This window comes from Phenylobacterium sp. LjRoot219 (assembly GCF_964252995.1).
In the GTDB taxonomy this organism is placed as follows: domain Bacteria; phylum Pseudomonadota; class Alphaproteobacteria; order Caulobacterales; family Caulobacteraceae; genus Phenylobacterium.
The window spans coordinates 18768-36572 of sequence record NZ_CAXUQI020000001.1; the positions used below are offsets into that span (position 1 = coordinate 18768).

General features: G+C 70.8%; 16 protein-coding genes. 6 read left to right on the forward strand and 10 right to left on the reverse strand.

The annotated features are described in order from the left end of the window. Window positions 1-145 precede the first annotated feature (145 nt). Entirely contained in the window at window positions 146-1441 is a 1296-nt protein-coding gene (locus tag ACSQ14_RS00105; protein ID WP_436008498.1) for a hemolysin family protein, read from the reverse strand. A gap of 177 nt (window positions 1442-1618) precedes the next feature. Between ACSQ14_RS00105 and ACSQ14_RS00110 the strand changes: the two genes are divergently transcribed. Further along, window positions 1619-1981: a Rieske (2Fe-2S) protein gene (locus tag ACSQ14_RS00110; protein WP_436008500.1), complete on the forward strand. Its 363-nt coding sequence runs from the start codon at window positions 1619-1621 to the stop codon at window positions 1979-1981. A gap of 287 nt (window positions 1982-2268) precedes the next feature. Here the strand turns inward: ACSQ14_RS00110 and dnaA are convergent, their stop codons facing one another. From dnaA to ACSQ14_RS00145, 7 genes are all read right to left on the reverse strand, one after another. Further along, window positions 2269-3720, reverse strand: coding sequence for a chromosomal replication initiator protein DnaA (gene dnaA, locus ACSQ14_RS00115; RefSeq protein WP_436008502.1), 1452 nt, complete (start codon window positions 3718-3720; stop codon window positions 2269-2271). Window positions 3721-4105: 385 nt separating this feature from the next. Further along, window positions 4106-4375: a 30S ribosomal protein S20 gene (gene rpsT, locus ACSQ14_RS00120; protein ID WP_436008504.1), complete on the reverse strand. Its 270-nt coding sequence runs from the start codon at window positions 4373-4375 to the stop codon at window positions 4106-4108. A 104-nt stretch (window positions 4376-4479) separates the two neighbouring features. Then, window positions 4480-5061 (reverse strand): GDSL-type esterase/lipase family protein, encoded by a 582-nt coding sequence (locus tag ACSQ14_RS00125; RefSeq protein ID WP_436008506.1) that lies wholly within the window; start codon window positions 5059-5061, stop codon window positions 4480-4482. Then, a complete protein-coding gene (locus tag ACSQ14_RS00130) occupies window positions 5062-5838 on the reverse strand; it encodes an enoyl-CoA hydratase (protein WP_436008508.1) in 777 nt (258 codons plus the stop codon). Window positions 5839-5878: 40 nt separating this feature from the next. Then, on the reverse strand, window positions 5879-6763 hold the full coding sequence (locus ACSQ14_RS00135) for a TraB/GumN family protein (RefSeq protein ID WP_436008510.1): 885 nt from the start codon (window positions 6761-6763) through the stop codon (window positions 5879-5881). Window positions 6764-6813: 50 nt separating this feature from the next. After that, the gene (gene mutM, locus ACSQ14_RS00140) at window positions 6814-7677 is read right to left on the reverse strand and encodes a bifunctional DNA-formamidopyrimidine glycosylase/DNA-(apurinic or apyrimidinic site) lyase (protein ID WP_436008512.1); all 864 of its coding nucleotides are present in this window, start codon (window positions 7675-7677) and stop codon (window positions 6814-6816) included. A gap of 45 nt (window positions 7678-7722) precedes the next feature. Continuing rightward, window positions 7723-8964 (reverse strand): MgtC/SapB family protein, encoded by a 1242-nt coding sequence (locus ACSQ14_RS00145; protein WP_436008514.1) that lies wholly within the window; start codon window positions 8962-8964, stop codon window positions 7723-7725. 203 nt (window positions 8965-9167) lie between these two features. On the opposite strand from ACSQ14_RS00145, the gene ACSQ14_RS00150 reads away from it, so the two are divergent. Together ACSQ14_RS00150 and ubiB are read left to right on the forward strand one after the other, a co-directional pair. Then, window positions 9168-9926: a class I SAM-dependent methyltransferase gene (locus tag ACSQ14_RS00150; protein ID WP_436008516.1), complete on the forward strand. Its 759-nt coding sequence runs from the start codon at window positions 9168-9170 to the stop codon at window positions 9924-9926. 110 nt (window positions 9927-10036) lie between these two features. After that, complete coding sequence (gene ubiB, locus ACSQ14_RS00155; RefSeq protein ID WP_436008518.1) at window positions 10037-11551, forward strand: 2-polyprenylphenol 6-hydroxylase; 1515 nt, start codon at window positions 10037-10039, stop codon at window positions 11549-11551. Between the two features lie 196 nt (window positions 11552-11747). Here ubiB and ACSQ14_RS00160 read toward each other — a convergent pair whose 3' ends face one another. Further along, on the reverse strand, window positions 11748-12320 hold the full coding sequence (locus tag ACSQ14_RS00160; RefSeq protein WP_436008520.1) for a hypothetical protein: 573 nt from the start codon (window positions 12318-12320) through the stop codon (window positions 11748-11750). Window positions 12321-12490: 170 nt separating this feature from the next. Here ACSQ14_RS00160 and coaBC point away from each other — a divergent pair, with 170 nt between their 5' ends. Together coaBC and dut are read left to right on the forward strand one after the other, a co-directional pair. Then, window positions 12491-13684: a bifunctional phosphopantothenoylcysteine decarboxylase/phosphopantothenate--cysteine ligase CoaBC gene (gene coaBC, locus ACSQ14_RS00165; protein WP_436008522.1), complete on the forward strand. Its 1194-nt coding sequence runs from the start codon at window positions 12491-12493 to the stop codon at window positions 13682-13684. Further along, window positions 13681-14139 (forward strand): dUTP diphosphatase, encoded by a 459-nt coding sequence (dut, locus tag ACSQ14_RS00170; protein ID WP_436008524.1) that lies wholly within the window; start codon window positions 13681-13683, stop codon window positions 14137-14139. Before coaBC ends, dut begins: the two co-directional genes overlap by 4 nt. Before the next feature lie 185 nt (window positions 14140-14324). On the opposite strand, the gene dapB is transcribed toward dut, so the two are convergent. Beyond that, complete coding sequence (gene dapB / locus ACSQ14_RS00175; RefSeq protein ID WP_436008526.1) at window positions 14325-15095, reverse strand: 4-hydroxy-tetrahydrodipicolinate reductase; 771 nt, start codon at window positions 15093-15095, stop codon at window positions 14325-14327. Between the two features lie 216 nt (window positions 15096-15311). Between dapB and ACSQ14_RS00180 the strand changes: the two genes are divergently transcribed. Next, window positions 15312-17606, forward strand: a complete 2295-nt coding sequence (locus ACSQ14_RS00180) for an NADP-dependent malic enzyme (protein ID WP_436008528.1) — start codon at window positions 15312-15314, stop codon at window positions 17604-17606. The last annotated feature ends 199 nt before the right edge of the window (window positions 17607-17805 follow it).

Sequence of the window (17805 nt, forward strand, 5' to 3'; positions counted from 1 at the left end):
GCAGCGATGCGGCCGCCCTTTCTCGTGGTCGCGGCCAGCGATCTAGTTCGATTGCCGAACCAGCTTCATCGAATTAGACAGACAAATATCGCCCACCTGGCTTCCCCGGCGGGTGACATCGCGCGCCGCAACAGCCTCTGGCGGATCAGCTCCGGCCGTTGCGCACGCGGCGGAACAGCAGTTTGTCGATCCGCCGCAGATCCATGTCGATCACCTCGACGTCGAAGCCGCCGATACGGACGATCTGGCCCTCGCGCGGGAAGCGGCCGAGCACGTTCAGCACCAGGCCGGCGGCGGTGTGAAACGAGCCCTCCTCAAAGTGCTCGCCGAGCGCGTCGCTCAGCTCGACCAGGTCGGCGCGGCCGTCGACCAGCCAGCTGCCATCGTCGCGGCGGACGATCGTCGAGCGGGCGGTGTCGTGCTGCTCCGGCAGGTCGCCGGCGATCATCTCCAGGAGGTCGGTCGGCGTCAGCAGCCCTTGCAGCGAGCCGAACTCGTCGACGACGAAGGCCATGTGGCTGGGCGCCGACTTGAACTGCTCCAGCGCCTGCAGGAGCGAGGTGGTCTCCGGGATGTAGAGCGGCGCCTGCGCCAGTGCGCCCAGGTCGAGCGCCTGGTCGCCCAGCAGGGCGTCGGCCACGTCGCGCTTGTGCACGACCCCCAGCGGGCTTTCGAAATCGTCGCCGCGGGCCACCACGAAGCGCGAGTAGGGGCAGGCCTTGACCTCCTGCCGCAGTTGGTCCGGCGGATCGTCCAGCGAGACCCAGTAGATGTCCTTGCGCGGGGTCATGGCCACCCGGACCGGCCGGTCGCCGAACCGCATGACCTCGTGCATCATCGCCTGCTCCTGCGGCTCGATCAGCCCGGCGCCGGCGCCTTCGGCCAGCACCATCTCCACCTCCTCCTGGGTGACCGTGCTGCCGTCGCGGTCGCGGACCCGCATCAGCCGCAGTACCGCGGCGGTGGAGAAGGTCAGCAGGGTGACGAACGGCCCCATGACCCGCGCCAGCGCGCTGAGCGGCCGCGCCACCACGCCGGCGATCGCCTCGGGGTGGATCAGCGCCAACCGCTTGGGCACCAGTTCGCCGACGATCAGCGAGACGTAGGTCAGGATCACCACGACCACGCCGGTGGCGATCTGGTGAGCGTAGGACGCGATCACCGGATAGGCCGTCAGCAGGCGGGCGAGTTCGCCGGCGATCGTCGCCTGGCCGTAGGCCCCGGCGAGAATGCCGATCAGGGTGATGCCGACCTGCACGGCCGACAGGAAGCGGGTCGGGTCCGCAGCCAGCCGCAGCGCCGTCTGGGCGCCCTTGTCGCCGCGCTCGGCCCGCGCCTGGAGCTTGGCGCGCCGGGACGAGACCACGGCGAGCTCGGACATGGCGAACAGGCCGTTCAACACCACGAGAAGCAGGACGACGACGGAGGCGAAGACGATCATGGGGGAGCCCGCGCGGCCCTTGCGGCCACCCGCTCAGGCTAGCGGCAGAATCCATCGGCCGCGAGGGGCGCCGTCCGCCGCCACGCGACCCGGGCTTCTCCGAACGCCGCGATCTCGGCTAAGCAAGTAGATCTGCGCCGGCGCATCCGCCGGCGACCACGGTCCTGGGGGGACGACATGAAGACCAAAGTCGCCGAAGTGGGGGCGCTGGAGGACGGCAAGGGCCTCTGCGTCAAGGCCAACGACGTCAGCCTGGTGCTGATCAAGACGGGCGGCGCAGTGCACGCCGTCGAGAACAAGTGCCCGCACCTGAGCCTGCCGCTCGGCCGCGGCAAGATCGAGGGCGACGAGATCGTCTGCCCGTTCCACGGCTCGCGGTTCAACCTCAAGACCGGCGAGAACACCGACTGGGTCTCGGCCGTCGCCGGGATGAAGATCCCGGGCTGGTCGAGCACGCTGCTGTCGTTCGGCAAGAAGCCGCAGCCGATCCGCACCTTCCCGGTCAGCATCGAAGGCCCGGACGTCTACGTCGAGCTGTAGGGGACCACTCGCTCCTCCCTCGCGAAGCCGGGGAGGGGGACCACGCGTCGTAGAGCGCGTGGTGGAGGGGGGCGAGCGGCGCGCGGGGCCTCGCCACGCCGTAGACCCGGTCGTTCCAGTCGGAAGTCTGCGCCTGCGGCTTGCCCCCTCCACCGCCCGCGCTCCCGGCGGACGGTCCCCCTCCCCCTCTACGAGGGGGAGGAAAGAAGAAGCGGGAGCACCTGCAGCGCATAAACAAAAAGGCCCGCCTTGCGGCGGGCCTTTTCATGTCTGCCCGGGCGGTCCGGTCAGCCGCGCAGCTTGCGCAGCAGCACGTCCACGTCGCGGGCGAGCGCCGGGTCTTCGGCCTTCAGCGACTCGATGCGGCGCACCGCATGCAGCACCGTGGTGTGGTCGCGTCCGCCGAACCGGCGGCCGATGTCCGGCAGCGAGCGGGTGGTGATCTGCTTGGCCAGCCACATCGCCACCTGCCGCGGGCGGGCGACCGCGCGGGCGCGACGCTCGGAGATCAGGTCCGCCTGCTTCAGGCTGTAGTGCTCGGCGACCGTCTTCTGGATCATATCCACGGTCACCTTGCGCTCGTTGCAGGCCAGGTGCGGCCGCAGGATGGCCTGCGCCTCGTCCAGGCCCAGGCGGGCGACGTCGCCGCCGACGCGGGCCACCAGGGTGTTCAGCGCCCCCTCCAGCTCGCGCACGCTGTCGGTGAAGCGGTCGGCCAGGAACTGCAGCACTTCGGGCCGGGCCGAGGGGTGGAACTTGCCCTGGTTCGCGAGGGTGGCGAGCTTGCGCTCCAGGATGCCGAGGCGCAGGGCGCGGTCGGCCGGCTCGATGCCGCAGACCAGGCCGGCCTGCAGGTGCGAGCGCAGCCGCGGCTCCATTTCGGAGATCTCGGTCGGCGAGCGGTCGGCGGTCATCACCACCCGGCGGCCGTCCTCGACGAGGGCGATCAGGGTGTGGAACAGCTCTTCCTGGGTGGAGGTCTTGCCGGCGACGAAGTGGACGTCGTCGATCAGCAGCAGGTCAGCGTTGCGCAGCTCTTCCTTGAAGGCCGCGGTCTGACGGTCCTGCAGCGCCTTGACGAAGGTCGAGGTGAACCGCTCGGCCGAGAGATAGACGACGCGCTTCGACGGCGCGCTGCGCATGGCCTCCCAGGCCAGGGCGTTCAGCAGGTGCGTCTTGCCGAAGCCGTAGGGGCCGTGGAAGACCACCGGATTGAAGTGTCCGTCAGCCCAGGTCGCCACCCGGCGGGCGACGGCGAAGGCGAATTCGTTGGCCGGGCCGGAGACGAAGCTCTCGAACGAGAAGCGCTCCTGCAGGCCCTGCATGCGGCCCTGCTTCACCGCCATCGGCGGCGCCTCGACTTCGACCTCGAAGACTTCCGGCGCGACGGGCGCGACAGAGGCGTTGGCCGCCACCGGCGCCGGGATCGACGCCCGCGCTACCACGCCGGCGCTGTCGACTTCCATTTTCGACTTCAGGTCGAGCCGGCGACCCAGCGGATCGTTCTGGGCCCACAACTCCCCGATGCGGCGCCAGGCGTGACGCCGGATCCAGTCGCGCGCCACCCCCGTGGCCGCCACCAGACAAACCTCGTCGCCGCTTTCCCGCAGCGCCGCTTGACCGAGCCAAGAACCGAAGGTCGCCTCACCCAATTCCCGCTTGAGCACTTGGCAGGTCTTGGTCCAGACCGCCCCGGCCGGCGCTTCAGCCATAGCTCCCGCAGCCCCCCTAGTCGACATGTTCACAACCCCGCCCCTGGCAGCCCCCGCCCCGCGCTGAGACTGGCCCGTTCCTCAACAAACACAACCACTTACACGGCGGATGCATGAGCCCCGCCGGCGTCCCGATTTTCCGGGATCAGATGGAAGACGCCTGTAAGAAGGCTGACAGTAGTCGGGGACCCTGGAGGGTCAACGGGGATTCTTCGACGGCCGCGCGGATATTTTCATTGACTTGCAGAACCCCAAGCGCGGCCAAGGGGAAGCTGCATTTTTCTCTCCGCGCGCTGAATAGATCGGCCGCTTCTCGCGCCCAGATTGCGCGCAAAAAAAACAGCGCCCGGAATCGGGCGCTGTCTGATCAACTTATAGCTGTGGTCAGGCCGCGCGAGCGGCCTGGCGGGCCTTAGGCCACGGCCAGCTTCTTCAGCTGAGCGGCGAGGCGCGAAACCTTCCGCGAGCCGGTGTTCTTGTGCACCACGCCCTTGGACACGGCGCGCATCAGCTCCGACTGGGCTTCGACGAAGGCGTCCTTCGCCTTGGCGGCGTCGCCGGCGGCGATCGCTTCCTCGAAGCGACGCAGGAAGGTGCGGACGCGCGAACGGCGCGCCTTGTTGACTTCAGTGCGACGTTCGATCTTGCGGACCGCCTTCTTGGCGCCGGGCGTGTTGGCCATTGGTTCAGCTCTCAAAAGCAAGCACGCCCGGCGAACCGGGCGGGGAAATTAGGAGGCGCGGATATACGCAAGCACGGGCTCCGGGTCAATGGCCGTAGCACGGATCAGTCCGCCAGCGTCAAACTGCGCCACGCCGGATGCGCCGCGACCAGCTCCGCCATGCGCTGATAGCCCTCCGCCCCGGGATGCGCGCCGTCCCAGGCCGCCGCCTCGGCGATCCACGGGCCGTCCGCCGCCAGCGGTTGGAAGACATCGATGAAGGGGACCTGCAAGCTCGCGCAGAGCTGCCGGAGATTTTCGTTGAGCGCCGCGATCCGCGCCTGGCGCCCGGCGTCGGGGACCGGTGGCGGCCCGACCAGCAGGACCGGACAGAGCGCGCCCGCCTCGCTCAGCATGGCGCGGGCGTTCAGCAGGCTCTGGGCCGGGGCGACGCGGGCGGCGCCGGCCTCCTCCCAGGTGTCATTGACCCCGAAGGAGAAGACGATCCGGCAGGGCTCCTCATCGCTCAGCCGCGCCTGCGCCTCCCCGCGCCAGAGCCCGGCGAGCTTGGTGGTGGTCGCGCCGCGGATGCCCAGATTGTAGAGGGTGACGGCGCGGCGGCCGCGCAGGGCGCGGCCGACCCAGCCGAGATGGTCCGGGTCACCCGCGCCTGCGACGAAGCTCTCGCCGAAGGCGAGCAGCCGCACCTACTTGCCCTTGAACTCGGGCTTCCGCTTCTCGACGAAGGCGGCCATGCCTTCCTTCTGGTCTTCGAAGGCGAACAGCGAGTGGAACAGCCGGCGCTCGACCATCAGGCCGGTCGCCAGCGTCGTCTCGAGCGCGGCGTTGACCATTTCCTTGTTCATCATCACCGCGAGCGGGGCTTGGCGGGCGATGCGCTTAGCCGCGCCCAGGGCTTCCTCGAGCAGCTTGTCGGCCGGCACGACCCGGCTCACCAGTCCGGAGCGCTCGGCCTCGGCGGCGTCCATCTGGCGGGCGGTCAGGATCATGTCCATCGCCTTGGACTTGCCGACCAGGCGGGTCAGTCGCTGGGTGCCGCCCAGGCCCGGCGCGACGCCGAGGTTGATCTCCGGCTGGCCGAACTTGGCGGTGTCGGCGGCGATGATGAAGTCGCACAGCATGGCGAGCTCACAGCCGCCGCCGAGCGCGTAGCCGGCGACCGCGGCGATGATCGGCTTGCGGAACTGCTCGATGCGCCGGCCGTACTTCGCGAAGTAGTCCATGCGGTACATCTGGGCGAAGTCCTTGTCGGTCATCTCCTTGATGTCCGCGCCGGCGGCGAAGGCCTTCTCCGACCCCGTCAGGACCACGCAGCCGACCGCGGGATCTTCTTCCGCGGCGTCCAGCGCGAGGCTGACTTCGTCCAGCAGCTGGGAGTTCAGCGCGTTCAGAGCCTGCGGGCGGTTCAGCCGGATCAGGGTCACGCCGTCGTTGGTCTCGACGAGGATGTTCTGGAAGCTCATGCGCGTCTCTCTGGCCGATCGTTGTTGCGTCGTTTGCGCTTTAAGGCCCCTCGACCGCGTAGCCAAGCGCACGCAGCCGAGCGGGCACCCCATCGGGTCCGATCAAATGCCCCATGCCGACCACCACGACCGTGCGTCCCTGGCCCTTCAGACGTTCGTCGAGGGTCAAGGTCCAGCGGGCGTTGCGGTCGCTGACCAGCCGACGGAACAGGGTCGGGGTGACCCGGCGGACCGGCTCCAGCGCCTCGCGGTCGAGGGTTTCGAGGTCGCCCGCCATCCAGGCGCGCACCAGGATCGCGAACTCGTCGGGCGCGCTCTCCAGCTGCTTGAGGGTCTCCGAGAGCGAGGCCATCTGCTCGGCCATCGGCGCGCCGGCGAGGATCTCCACCTGCTCGCGCGGCGTCTCGAAGGCGCGCCGCTGGGCGCGCGCCGGCACCTGCGCGGCCACCGCCTTCTCGACGCCGTCCTGCACCCCGGCGCCGGCCTTCTGGTAGGCCGCCCCGCTGAGGGCGACGTCGGCCAGCCAGGGCTTCAGCCGGTCGAGCACGGCGAGATCGACGCCGTAGAGCTTGGCGACCCGCATCAACCGCTCGGCGTCGCCGGGCGGCACCAGCTTGAACAGCGACTGGTCCGGGGCCAGCAGGCCGAGCTGGCCGGCGAGCTGCGCGGTCTCCGTCTCGCTGGCGGTGTCGATCGGCAGCTCGAACCAGACGTCGTCGGCGGCCTGCACCGCCTGGGCGAGCGGCGGCGGGCGCCAGTCGAGGCCGGGCGGCAGCAGGTGCACCGAGCCGAACAGCACCAGCTCGGAATCGGCGTCGCGGACGACCCAGACGGGAGGCCGGGCCTGGGCGGCGCCGGCGGCCAGCAGGCCCGCGATCAGGGCGAGCAAGCCCGACTGGACGCTGTTCAGGCGAAAGCTCTTCATGCGGCGACGCTAGCTCGCGCCGCCGAGCGCCGCCAGACCGGCGCGGCCGGTCAGCGCTGGCAAGTCGGGCAGTAGAAGGTCGAGCGGCCGCCCTGCACCTCCCGGTGGATGGTCCCGCCGCAGCCCTCGTTCGGGCACGGCCGGCCCTCGCGGTCGTAGACCCCGAAGCTGTGCTGGAAGTAGCCGAGCGCGCCGTTGGCCTGGGCGTAGTCCTTGAGGCTGGAGCCGCCGGCGGCGATCGCCGCCCGCAGCACCTCGCGCACGGTCTCCACCAGCCGCTCGAGCCGGGCCGTGCTGATCTTTCCCGCCGGCTTGAACGGCGAGATGCGCGCCCGGTGCAGCGCCTCGCAGACGTAGATGTTGCCCAGGCCGGCGACGACCTTCTGGTCCAGCAGCAGGGTTTTCGGCCCCTGCTTGCGGCCCTGGAAGCAGGTCTTCAGCCGGGCGGCGTCGAAGCCCTCGGACAGCGGCTCGGGCCCGAGACCGGCGAACCAGGGGTGCAGCTCGAGCGTCGCGGTGTTGACCAGCGCCATGTAGCCGAAGCGGCGCGGGTCGTAATAGGTCACCCGCGCGCCGGCCTCGGTCTCGAAGACGATGTGGGCGTGCTTCGGGTCGGGATCCGGGGCGTAGAGGAAGTGGCCGGGCCGCTCCTCCCCCTCCGCCCGGGCGATCTCGAAGCGGCCGCTCATGCCTAAGTGCATCACCAGGGTGTCTTCGCGGTCGAGCCGGGCGAGCAGATACTTGGCCCGGCGGCTCAGCGAGACGATCGTCGCCCCGGTCAGCACCTGGACGAAGTTCTCCGGCAGGGGAAAGCGCAGGTCCGGCCGGCGCGCCTCGACGCGCGCCAGCCGGCGGCCTTCGAGGACGGGGGCCAGGCCGCCGCGGACGGTTTCGACCTCGGGCAATTCGGGCATGGAGCGTGAGTGGCACGCCCCCGCCCATGCATCAACTGCCGCGCATCAACCGGCGGCGAAGCTGAACAGAGCTCCGCCCCAGGCCGCGGCGGCGACCAGCAGCACGCCCGGCACCACCCGCAGGGCGAAGGCGCGGCCGCCGGCGGCGACGGCGACAATCACCTTGGTCACCGAATTCGTGGTGAAGCCCGCCAGGATCGGCACGACGCACTCGATCGGCTCCATGCGGCCGCTCGCGACCAGCGAGGCGATCGAGATCGCCGAGGCGTGGGTGTCGGCGAAGCCGGCCAGCGCCGCGGCGGCGATCGCGCCCGCCTCGCCGAACCATTCGCGCAGCGCCGCCGAGATCAGCAGCACGACCGACAGGGTGGCGGCGAAGATCAGCGCCGTCTTCAGGCTGAGCGCCTCGCCGGCGGATTCCCCTTCGGTCTTCTGCCGCATGGCCGAGATGGTGAAGATCGCGCCGTAGGCCGCCGCGGCGACGCCGGCGCAGACCAGCGGGATGGTCATGACGCGCAGGGCTGCGGGGCTGGTCGCCCCGACGACCACCGCCATCTGCACCACCGTGGCGACGGTGGAGAGCACCGCGCCGGCCGCCGCCGCACCCATGACGCCTGGCTCCTTCGCCGCGTGCGAGCCCATCGCGCCGATCGTCGCCGAGCTCGACACGAAGCCGGAGGCCAGACCGGAGACCGGCATCCCGAAGCGGGGCCCGAGGATGCGCGTCGCCACGTGGCCGGCGGCGCCGATCAACAGCACCAGCACGACCAGCCGCCAGACCGACCGGGGATTGAGCGCGTCGAACGGCCCCATCGGTTCGTTCGGCAGCAGCGGCAGGATGACGATCGCCGCCGCGCCGAGGATCAGGGCGGAGCGGACCTCCTCCTCAGTCAGCACCGAACTTGCGAAGTGATGCAGCCGCTCGCGGGAGTCGAGCAGCAGGGCGGTGATGACGGCGACCGCGCCGGCGACGTTCGGGGCGGTCATCGCCAGGCCGCCGATCAGCACGGTGAACACCAGGGCGAGTTCGGTCGTCAGTCCCGGCCCCTGCTGGGTGAGCGTCCGCCAGTAGCTGAGGCCGGCGAACAGGGCCGCGACGCCGGCCGTGACGCCCAGCAGAGCCGCGCCGCCGATCTCGGCCGAGACGGCCCCGGCGAGCGCGGCGAGGGCGAAGGTGCGCAGCCCCGCAACGGCCTCGCCGGACCCGGCGCTTGAGCGCTCGCGCTCGAGGCCGATGAGGAGGCCCGCGCCCAGGGCGACCAGCATGTTCAGCAGCGGCGCATACATGGCCCAGGCCTCCTCGCTTGAAGGCGGCGTCGGGGCGTCTCGTCCGTCCGCGGCGGACCGCGGCGCCCGAACCTCAGCCATGGCAGCCTGCGCCCCACCCTACGCCGGTCCATCCGGCGAAACCCGCGAAAGCGTGGCCGAACGGCCGGATCGGCGGCTTGTGGGCCTTGGAGCCCTGCGGTCGCGGGGTTAAGAGCGTGCTCATGACCGGACCCGCCGCCTCCTTCGGATTTCGCGACGTCGACCCAGACGCCAAGCCGGGCCTGGTGCGCGGCGTATTCGACCGGGTCGCCAAGCGCTACGACCTGATGAACGACCTGATGAGCGGCGGCGTGCACCGGCTCTGGAAGGACGCGGTCGCGGCAAGGCTCAATCCGCAGCCCGGCGAGCTGATCATCGACGTCGCCGGCGGCACCGGCGACATGGCCCGGCGGTTCTCGAAGATGGCCCGGCGCGCCCAGCTGCGCCGCGGCGGGGCCGACGCCCAGGTCTTCGTCATCGACTATAACGCCGAGATGATCGCCGCCGGCCGCGAAAAGGGCGGCGAGCCGGAGATGGCCTGGGCGGTGGGCGACGCCCAGCGCCTGCCGCTGCCGGACGGCTGCGCCGACGCCTATGTGATCTCCTTCGGCATCCGCAACGTCACCGACGTCGCCGCGGCGCTGCGCGAGGCGCGCCGGGTGCTGAAGGTCGGCGGCCGCTTCCTGTGCCTGGAGTTCTCCAAGCCGACCACCGAGCCGCTGCAGAAGCTCTACGACGCCTACTCCTTCAAGGTGATCCCGGAGATCGGCGCGCGCGTCGCCGGCGACCGCGAGTCCTACCAGTACCTGGTCGAGAGCATCCGCCGCTTCCCCGACCAGCGGACCTTCGCCAACATGATCGCCGAGGCCGGCTTCAGCCGCGTGGAGTTCACCAACTTCACCGGCGGCGTCGCCGCCCTGCACACCGGCCGGGCGATCTGAGCGCGTTCCGCAAAAGTGGAGACCGGTTTGCGATCAGAACGCGCTCAAATTTTTGATTCCCGCCTTTTCCGCTCAGGTCTGTCCGACCTGAGCGGGAAAGGCTTGGGCCGATGAGCGGCCCCGCCGCATTCGGGCGGCTGATGAGCGCGGGCTGGATGCTGGCGCGCAACGACGCGCTGCTGCCGCGCGAGCTCGACAACCTGTATCCGCCGCCGGTCGCGGCGATGTCCAACATGCTGCGCGTGCTGGCCGGGCCGCAGGCCAAGGTCGGCCGGCCCGGCGAGCGGCTGGCGCGCGCGCTGGAGCGGCTCGGGCCGGTGGCGATCAAGCTCGGCCAGCTGCTGTCGACCCGCGCCGACATCTTCGGCCGCGAGTTCGCCGAGGACCTCGCGCGGCTGAAAGACCGGTTGGCGCCGTTCCCGATGGAGACCGCGCGCAAGGAGCTGGAGCTGGCGCTCGGCCAGCCGCTGGAGACGCTGTTCGCCAATTTCGGCCCGCCGGTCGCCGCCGCCTCGCTGGCCCAGGCGCACGAGGCGGTGCTGCTCGACGGCCGCCGGGTGGCGGTGAAGATCCTGCGCCCGCGGATCGCGCAGCGGGTGGCGCGCGACGCCGAGGTGCTGATGCTGGCCGCGCGCCTGACCGAACGGCTGGCGCCGCCGGCGCGCCGGCTGGAGCCGATCGGCTTCGCCCAGACCGTGATCCGCGCCACCGAGCTGGAGCTGGACCTGCGGCTCGAGGCCGCCGGCGCCGACGAGCTCGGCGAGGTGATGGCCGAGGACGGCTACATGCGCGCGCCGAAGGTCGTCTGGGACGGGGTCGGCAAGCGGGTGCTGACCATGGAGTGGGCGGCGGGCAAGCCGCTCTCCAGCGACGAGGCGCTGAACCAGCCGGGGCTCGACCGCCGGCAGCTGGCCGACAACCTGATCCGCGCCTTCCTCTCGCAGGCGCTCGACCGCGGCGTGTTCCACGCCGACCTGCACGAGGGCAATCTGTTCGTCGCCGCCCCGGCGCAGATCACCGCCATCGACTTCGGGATCATCGGCCGGCTCGGCGCGCCGGAGCGGCGCTACCTGGCCGAGATCCTCTGGGGCTTCCTGCAGCGCGACTACCAGCGCGTCGCCCAGGTGCACTTCGACGCCGGCTATGTGCCGGCGCGCCACAGCGTCGCCGAGTTCGCCCAGGCGCTGCGCGCGGTCGGCCAGCCGGTGTTCGGTCGCGCCGCCAGCGAGGTGCCGATGAGCCGGGTGCTGACCCAGCTGTTCGAGATCACCGCACTCTTCGACATGCGGCTGCGCACCGAGCTGGTGCTGCTGCAGAAGACCATGATGGCGGTCGAGGGGGTCGCCCGGCGGATCGATCCGGAGCACGACATCTGGTCGGCGGCCGAGCCGGTCGTGCGCCGCTGGATCGCCCGCGAACTGTCGCCGGCGACCCGCATCCGCCGCTTCGCCGGCGAAGCCGAACAGGCGGTGCGCAACCTCGCCCGGCTCGCTTCGGCCGAGCCGACTGAAGTGGTCGTCGAAGCGCCCGCCCCCGCCGCCCGCGGCCGCCCGCCGCTGCTGTGGTTCGCGCTCGGCGCGCTGACCTCGGGCCTGGCCTTCCTGCTGGCGATGTGGCTGCGGTAGCGAGCCGCCGGCCGCGCCCAGCTACCTGCTGTCATCCCGGAACGCCGCGTGAGCGGCGTGTCCGGGACCGATGAACACCAGAGGGCGTGTTTGGCCGAAGCGTCGCCACCGCGGAGCGTCTGGCGTCGCCGTGTTCCTGGGTCCCGGTCTTTCGCGGCGCGAAAACCGGGATGACAGATCAGGTGGTGACGCCGCCCTACGCCGCGTCGTCGTCGGAGCGCTCCGACCGGCGCTCGGCGCGGGCGGTCTGACGGCGGGTTTCGCGGTCTTTCTGTTCCTGCCAGTAGGCGGGGCCTTCGTCCGGCTTGAACATGGTGCGCGGGCTGCCGGCCTTGTCGGCGACGGCGAAGACATTGGCCTTGGCGTCGTAGAACAGGGTGTCGCCGTTGGCCCGGGTCAGGGTCTCGACGCCCTTCGGCGGCTGCTCGACGAAGGCCCGGGCCTTGCGGACGTAGTCGTCGAGGCTCTTGGCGCCGAACGCCTCGCCATTGCGGTCGAAGGCGCGCTGGGCGCTGTCCTCGGCGGAATAGCGGCGGCTGGCGGCCCACACCGGCTTGCCGTCGACCAGCTTCACCGGATCTTGGCGGTGATCGATCTCGTCGGCGCGCTCGCTGCGCCGGACCGCGTCGCCCGGTCGCTCGGCGTAGGCCATCTGCGTGCCCGCCGCCTGCTTGCTGGCCACCGCCGACGGGCCGTTGTCGCAGCCCGCCAGCAGCGCCGCGGCCGCGCCGGCGATCACCCAAGCCACGGCCGTCCTGTTCCCAGCCATCTTCTGTTCTCCATTGAAGCTCAGCTTGGAACAAAGGATGAACATGGAAATGCGAACAAGTCGAGTCCCTACCGCAGAGGTAGTGCAGCCCCGGGTTTCGGCCCGCGTGGTTTGGCGCCGGCCCCCTCTTGGCTTAAAGCTGCGCCCTTCGAGCGTTCGCGGGACAAGCCTTGGCCGATAAGCGCATTCTCCTGATCGTCGGCGGCGGCATCGCCGCCTACAAGGCGCTCGAGCTGACGCGCCTGGCGCGCAAGGCCGGGCTGGCCGTGCGGCCGATCCTGACCCCGGCGGGGGCGCAGTTCGTCACCCCGCTGTCGCTCTCGGCGCTGGCCGAGGACAAGGTCTATGCCGAACTATTCTCGCTGACCGACGAAGCCGAGATGGGCCACATCGAGCTGTCGCGCTCGGCCGACCTGGTGGTGGTGGCCCCGGCCACCGCCGACCTGATGGCCCGCGCCGCGCACGGCCACGCTTCGGACCTGGCCAGCACCACGCTGCTGGCCACCGACAAGCCGGTGCTGATGGCCCCGGCGATGAACGTGCGGATGTGGGAACACCCCGCGACCCAGCGCAACCTGGCGACCTTGAAGGCCGACGGCGTGCTGTTCGTCGGTCCCGACGAGGGCGCGATGGCCTGCGGCGAGTTCGGCCCCGGCCGCATGGCCGAGCCGCCGGCGATCCTGGCGGCGATCCTGGCGGCGCTGGCCGGTCCGGCCGCGCGGCCGCTGGCCGGCAAGCGCGCCGTGGTCACCGCCGGGCCGACCGCCGAGCCGATCGATCCGGTGCGGGTGATCACCAACCGTTCCTCCGGCAAGCAGGGCTTCGCCATCGCCGGCGCCCTGGCCGCCCTCGGGGCGGAGGTGACCCTGGTCGCCGGCCCGGTCGCCCAGCCGACCCCCGCCGGCGTGCGCCGCGTCGACGTCGAGACCGCGCGCGAGATGCTGGCCGCCTGCGAGGCCGCGCTGCCGGCCGACATCGCCGTCTGCGTCGCCGCGGTCGCCGACTGGCGGCCGGAGACGCTCGGGACCCGCAAGATCAAGAAGGGCGAGGGCGGACCGCCGCCGATCGCCCTGGTCGAGAACCCCGACATCCTGGCGACCCTGGCGAAGGGCGCGACGCGGCCGCGACTGGTGGTCGGCTTCGCCGCCGAGACCCACGACGTCGAGGACCACGCCCGCGCCAAGCTGGCGAAGAAGGGCTGCGACTGGATCGTCGCCAATGACGTCAGCGTTCCGGGCGTGATGGGCGGCGACGACAACACCGTCGCCATCGTCAGCGCCCAGGGCGTCGAGCGCTGGGAGCGCCTGTCCAAGGCCGACGTCGCCCGCCAACTCGCCGAACGGATCGCCCAGGAGCTTTCGTGACCCCGCCGACCATCCCGATCCAGCGCCTGCCGCACGGCGCAGGCCTGCCGCTGCCCGCCTATGAGTCCAGCCAGGCCGCCGGCATGGACCTGCGCGCCGCCGTCCCCGACGACGAGCCGTTCGTGCTGAAGCCGGGCTCGCGCCACGCCGTGCCGACCGGCCTGGCCTTCGCCCTGCCGCCGGGCTTCGAGGGCCAGGTGCGGCCGCGCTCGGGGCTGGCGCTGAAGGCCGGGGTCACCTGCCTGAACACGCCGGGCACCATCGACGCCGACTATCGCGGCGAGGTGAAGGTGATCCTGATCAACCTCGGCGAGGAGGACTTCACCATCCGCCGCGGCGACCGCATCGCCCAGCTGGTGATCGCGCCGGTGGTGCAGGCCAGCTGGAGCGAAGTGGCGAGCCTCGACGAGACCGCCCGCGGCGCGAACGGCTTCGGATCGACCGGGCACGGGTGAGCTTCACTGTCATCCCGGAACGCGCGCAGCGCGTGTCCGGGACCCAAGAACACCGAAAGCGGTGTTGAAGCGAAGCGGCGCAGCTGCGCCCGATCGGGTCTCGCTGTGTGCTTGGATCCCGGTCTTCGCTACGCGAAACCGGGATGACAGGTTGTGTTTCAGCGAGGCCGGCCGCCAGGCTTCGGCTAGCTTTTGAACCCCAGCACGTTCTGCATGTCGTAGGCGCCCGGCGGGCGGGCGGCGAGCCAGCGGGCGGCGGCGACGGCGCCCTTGGCGAACAGGCTGCGGTCGATCGCCGAGTGCGACAGGGTCAGCAGTTCCTCATCGGAGCCGAACACCACGCTGTGCTCGCCGATGACGCCGCCGGCGCGCATCACCGAAAAGCCGATTTCGCCCTCGGGCCGGGCCCCGGTGATGCCGTCGCGCACCCGCTGGGCGACCTTGGCCAGTTCAACGCCGCGGCCCTTGGCGGCGGCCTCGCCCAGCATCAGGGCGGTGCCCGAGGGGGCGTCGACCTTGCGGCGGTGATGCGCCTCGAAGACCTCGATGTCGTAGTCGGCCGGCAGCGCGCGGGCGGCCTGCTCGACCAGCCCCATCAGCATGTTGACCCCGAGCGAATAGTTGCCGGCCCGCAGGATCGCCATCCGCTCGGCGGCGGCGGCGAGCCGCGCCAGCTGGGCGTCGTCGAACCCGGTGGTGCCGATCACCAGCGCCGGGCCGCCGCGCGCGGCGCAGGTCTCGGCCAGCGCCGTCGAGGCCTCGGGGGAGGAGAAGTCGATCACCACGTCGGCGGCGGCCAGCGCCGCTGCTTGGTCGACGAGGTCGGGATCGGCCGCGCCCGGCCGATCGAAGCGCGCCGCGAGACTCAGCTTCGGGTCGGCCTGGACCACGGCGGCGACCGCGCGGCCCATGCGGCCCAGGGCTCCGGCGACGGCGATCTTCAGCGGCTCAGTCACGCGGGCCTCCCAGGCGTCCATGGCGAGAGCCGTTAGTCTCGCGCGCAGGTCCGCCGGTCAATGGGGCTGCACCGCCGTTGACCTTGCCTGCACGCCGACTTGAACCCTGCTGGGCCGCACGCGCGAAGCGGTCCAGGGTGAAGGTTGTTCCGACGGGCGGCGCCCTCTATAGGTGCCCCCTTCACCGGCCCTAAAAAAAGGGACTTCGCCGCGCGTATGAGCGACGCCGAAAAGCGCACCTTCACCGATGAGGAAGCTCTCAGCTTCCACAAGCACCCGACCCCGGGCAAGATCGCCATCGCGGCGACCAAGCCGATGGCCACCCAGCGTGACCTCAGCCTGGCCTATTCGCCCGGCGTGGCCGTACCGGTGCTGAAAATCGCCGAGGATCCCGAGACCGCCTACGACTACACCTCCAAGGGCAACCTGGTGGCGGTGTTCTCCAACGGCACGGCGATCCTCGGCCTGGGCAATCTGGGGGCGCTGGCCTCCAAGCCGGTGATGGAGGGCAAGGGCGTCCTCTTCAAGCGCTTCGCCGACGTCGACGCGATCGACATCGAGTGCTCGGCGACCGATCCGGACGAGATCATCACCGTCGCCAAGAACATCGGCGTCACCTTCGGCGGCATCAATCTCGAGGACATCAAGAGCCCCGAGTGCTTCCGCATCGAGACCGAGCTGCAGGAGCTGCTCGACATCCCGGTGTTCCACGACGACCAGCACGGCACGGCGATCATCTCCGCCGCCGGCCTGATCAACGCCTGCGAGATCACCGGGCGCAACATCGCCGAGATCAAGGTGGTGCTGAACGGCGCCGGCGCGGCGGGCATCGCCACGCTCGACCTGATCAAGGCCATGGGCGTGTCGCATCAGAACGTGATCGCCTGCGACTCCAAGGGCGTGATCTACCGCGGCCGCACCAACGACATGAACCAGTGGAAGAGCGCGCACGCGATCGACACTGACACGCGCACGCTGGCGGAAGCGCTGGAAGGCGCCGACGTGTTCATCGGCCTGTCGGTGAAGGGCGCGCTGACCCAGGACATGGTCAAGTCGATGGCGGCCAAGCCGATCATCTTCGCCATGGCCAACCCGGATCCGGAAATCCTGCCGGAGGACGTGCTGGCCGTGCGTCCGGACGCGATCGTCGCCACCGGCCGCAGCGACTACCCCAACCAGGTCAACAACGTCCTGGGCTTCCCCTACATCTTCCGCGGCGCGCTCGACGTGCGGGCGCGGCGGGTGAACATGGAAATGAAGGTCGCCTGCGCCAACGCGCTGGCGCAGCTCGCCCGCGAGGACGTGCCCGACGAGGTCGCCGCCGCCTACCACGGCACCCAGCTGAAGTTCGGGCCGGAATACATCATCCCGACCCCGTTCGACCCGCGGCTGATCTCCTACATCCCGCCGTTCGTCGCCCAGGCGGCGATGGACACCGGCGTGGCCCGCAAGCCGATCGAGGACATGGACGCCTACCGCGCGTCGCTGGCCCAGCGGCTCGACCCGACCGCGGCCTTCCTGCAGAAGTTGCAGGGCGCCGTGCAGGCCGGCCCGAAGAAGAAGAAGATCGTCTTCGCCGAGGGCGAAGAGCCGAGCGTCATCCGCGCGGCCTACGCCTTCCAGTCGAGCGGCCTCGGCGACGCCGTGCTGGTCGGCCGCGAAGAGCTGGTGCACGCCAACATGCGGCTGGTCGGCCTCGACCCGGCCGACGTGAAGCTCGAGATCATCAACGCGCGCCTGTCCCACTGGAACCAGGAGTTCGTCGACAACCTCTATGAGCGGCTGCAGCGCGAAGGCTTCCTGCGCCGCGACGTGCAGCGGCTCATCAACCAGGACCGCAACGCCTTCGGCGCCTCCATGGTGGCGCTGGGCTACGCCGACGGCATGGTGACCGGCGTCACCCGCGCCTTCGACCAGGTGCTGAACGAGGTGCTGCAGGTCATCGACCCGGCCCCCGGCGGCCGGGTGATGGGCATGAGCGTGGTGCTGGCCAAGGGCCGCACCCTGTTCATCGCCGACGCCAACGTCACCGAACTGCCGGACGCCGAGGAACTGGTGGAAATCGCCCTGGAAGCGGCCCGCGCGGTCCGCAACCTCGGCTACACGCCGCGCGTCGCCTTCATGAGCTACTCGGCCTTCGGCAACCCGATGGGCGAACGCTCGGAGCGGGTGCGCGAAGCGGTCGCCATGCTCGACGACATGGAAGGCGTGGACTTCGAGTACGAAGGCGAGATGCCGCCGGAGCTGGCGCTGATCCCCGAGGCGCGGGTCAACTACCCGTTCATGCGCCTGTCGGGCCCGGCCAACGTGCTGATCATGCCGGCGATCCACTCGGCGGCGATCTCCACCCAGCTGATCCAGGCCCTGGGCGGGGCCACCGTGATCGGCCCGCTGCTGCTCGGCCTGGCCAAGCCGGTGCAGATCTGCCCGCTGTCGGCCTCGGTGTCGAAGATCCTGCAGATGGCCACCGTGGCCGCCCACGACGGCGACCTGGCGGTCGTCGACGCCTAGAAAACGGAGAGGGGCTCCCCCTAGGGAGCCCCTTAATCCCGCTCATCCCGGCGAACGCCGGGACCCAGATGACGCGCGCGGCGCCGGCCGACGCTGCCCGTTTTGCGTCGTCTTGCCGCCGCCCTGACTGAATCTGGATCCCGGCCTTCGCCGGAACGAGCGGTTTGTGTATGAGCGGTGGCCCCGGCGCTCCGCGCCA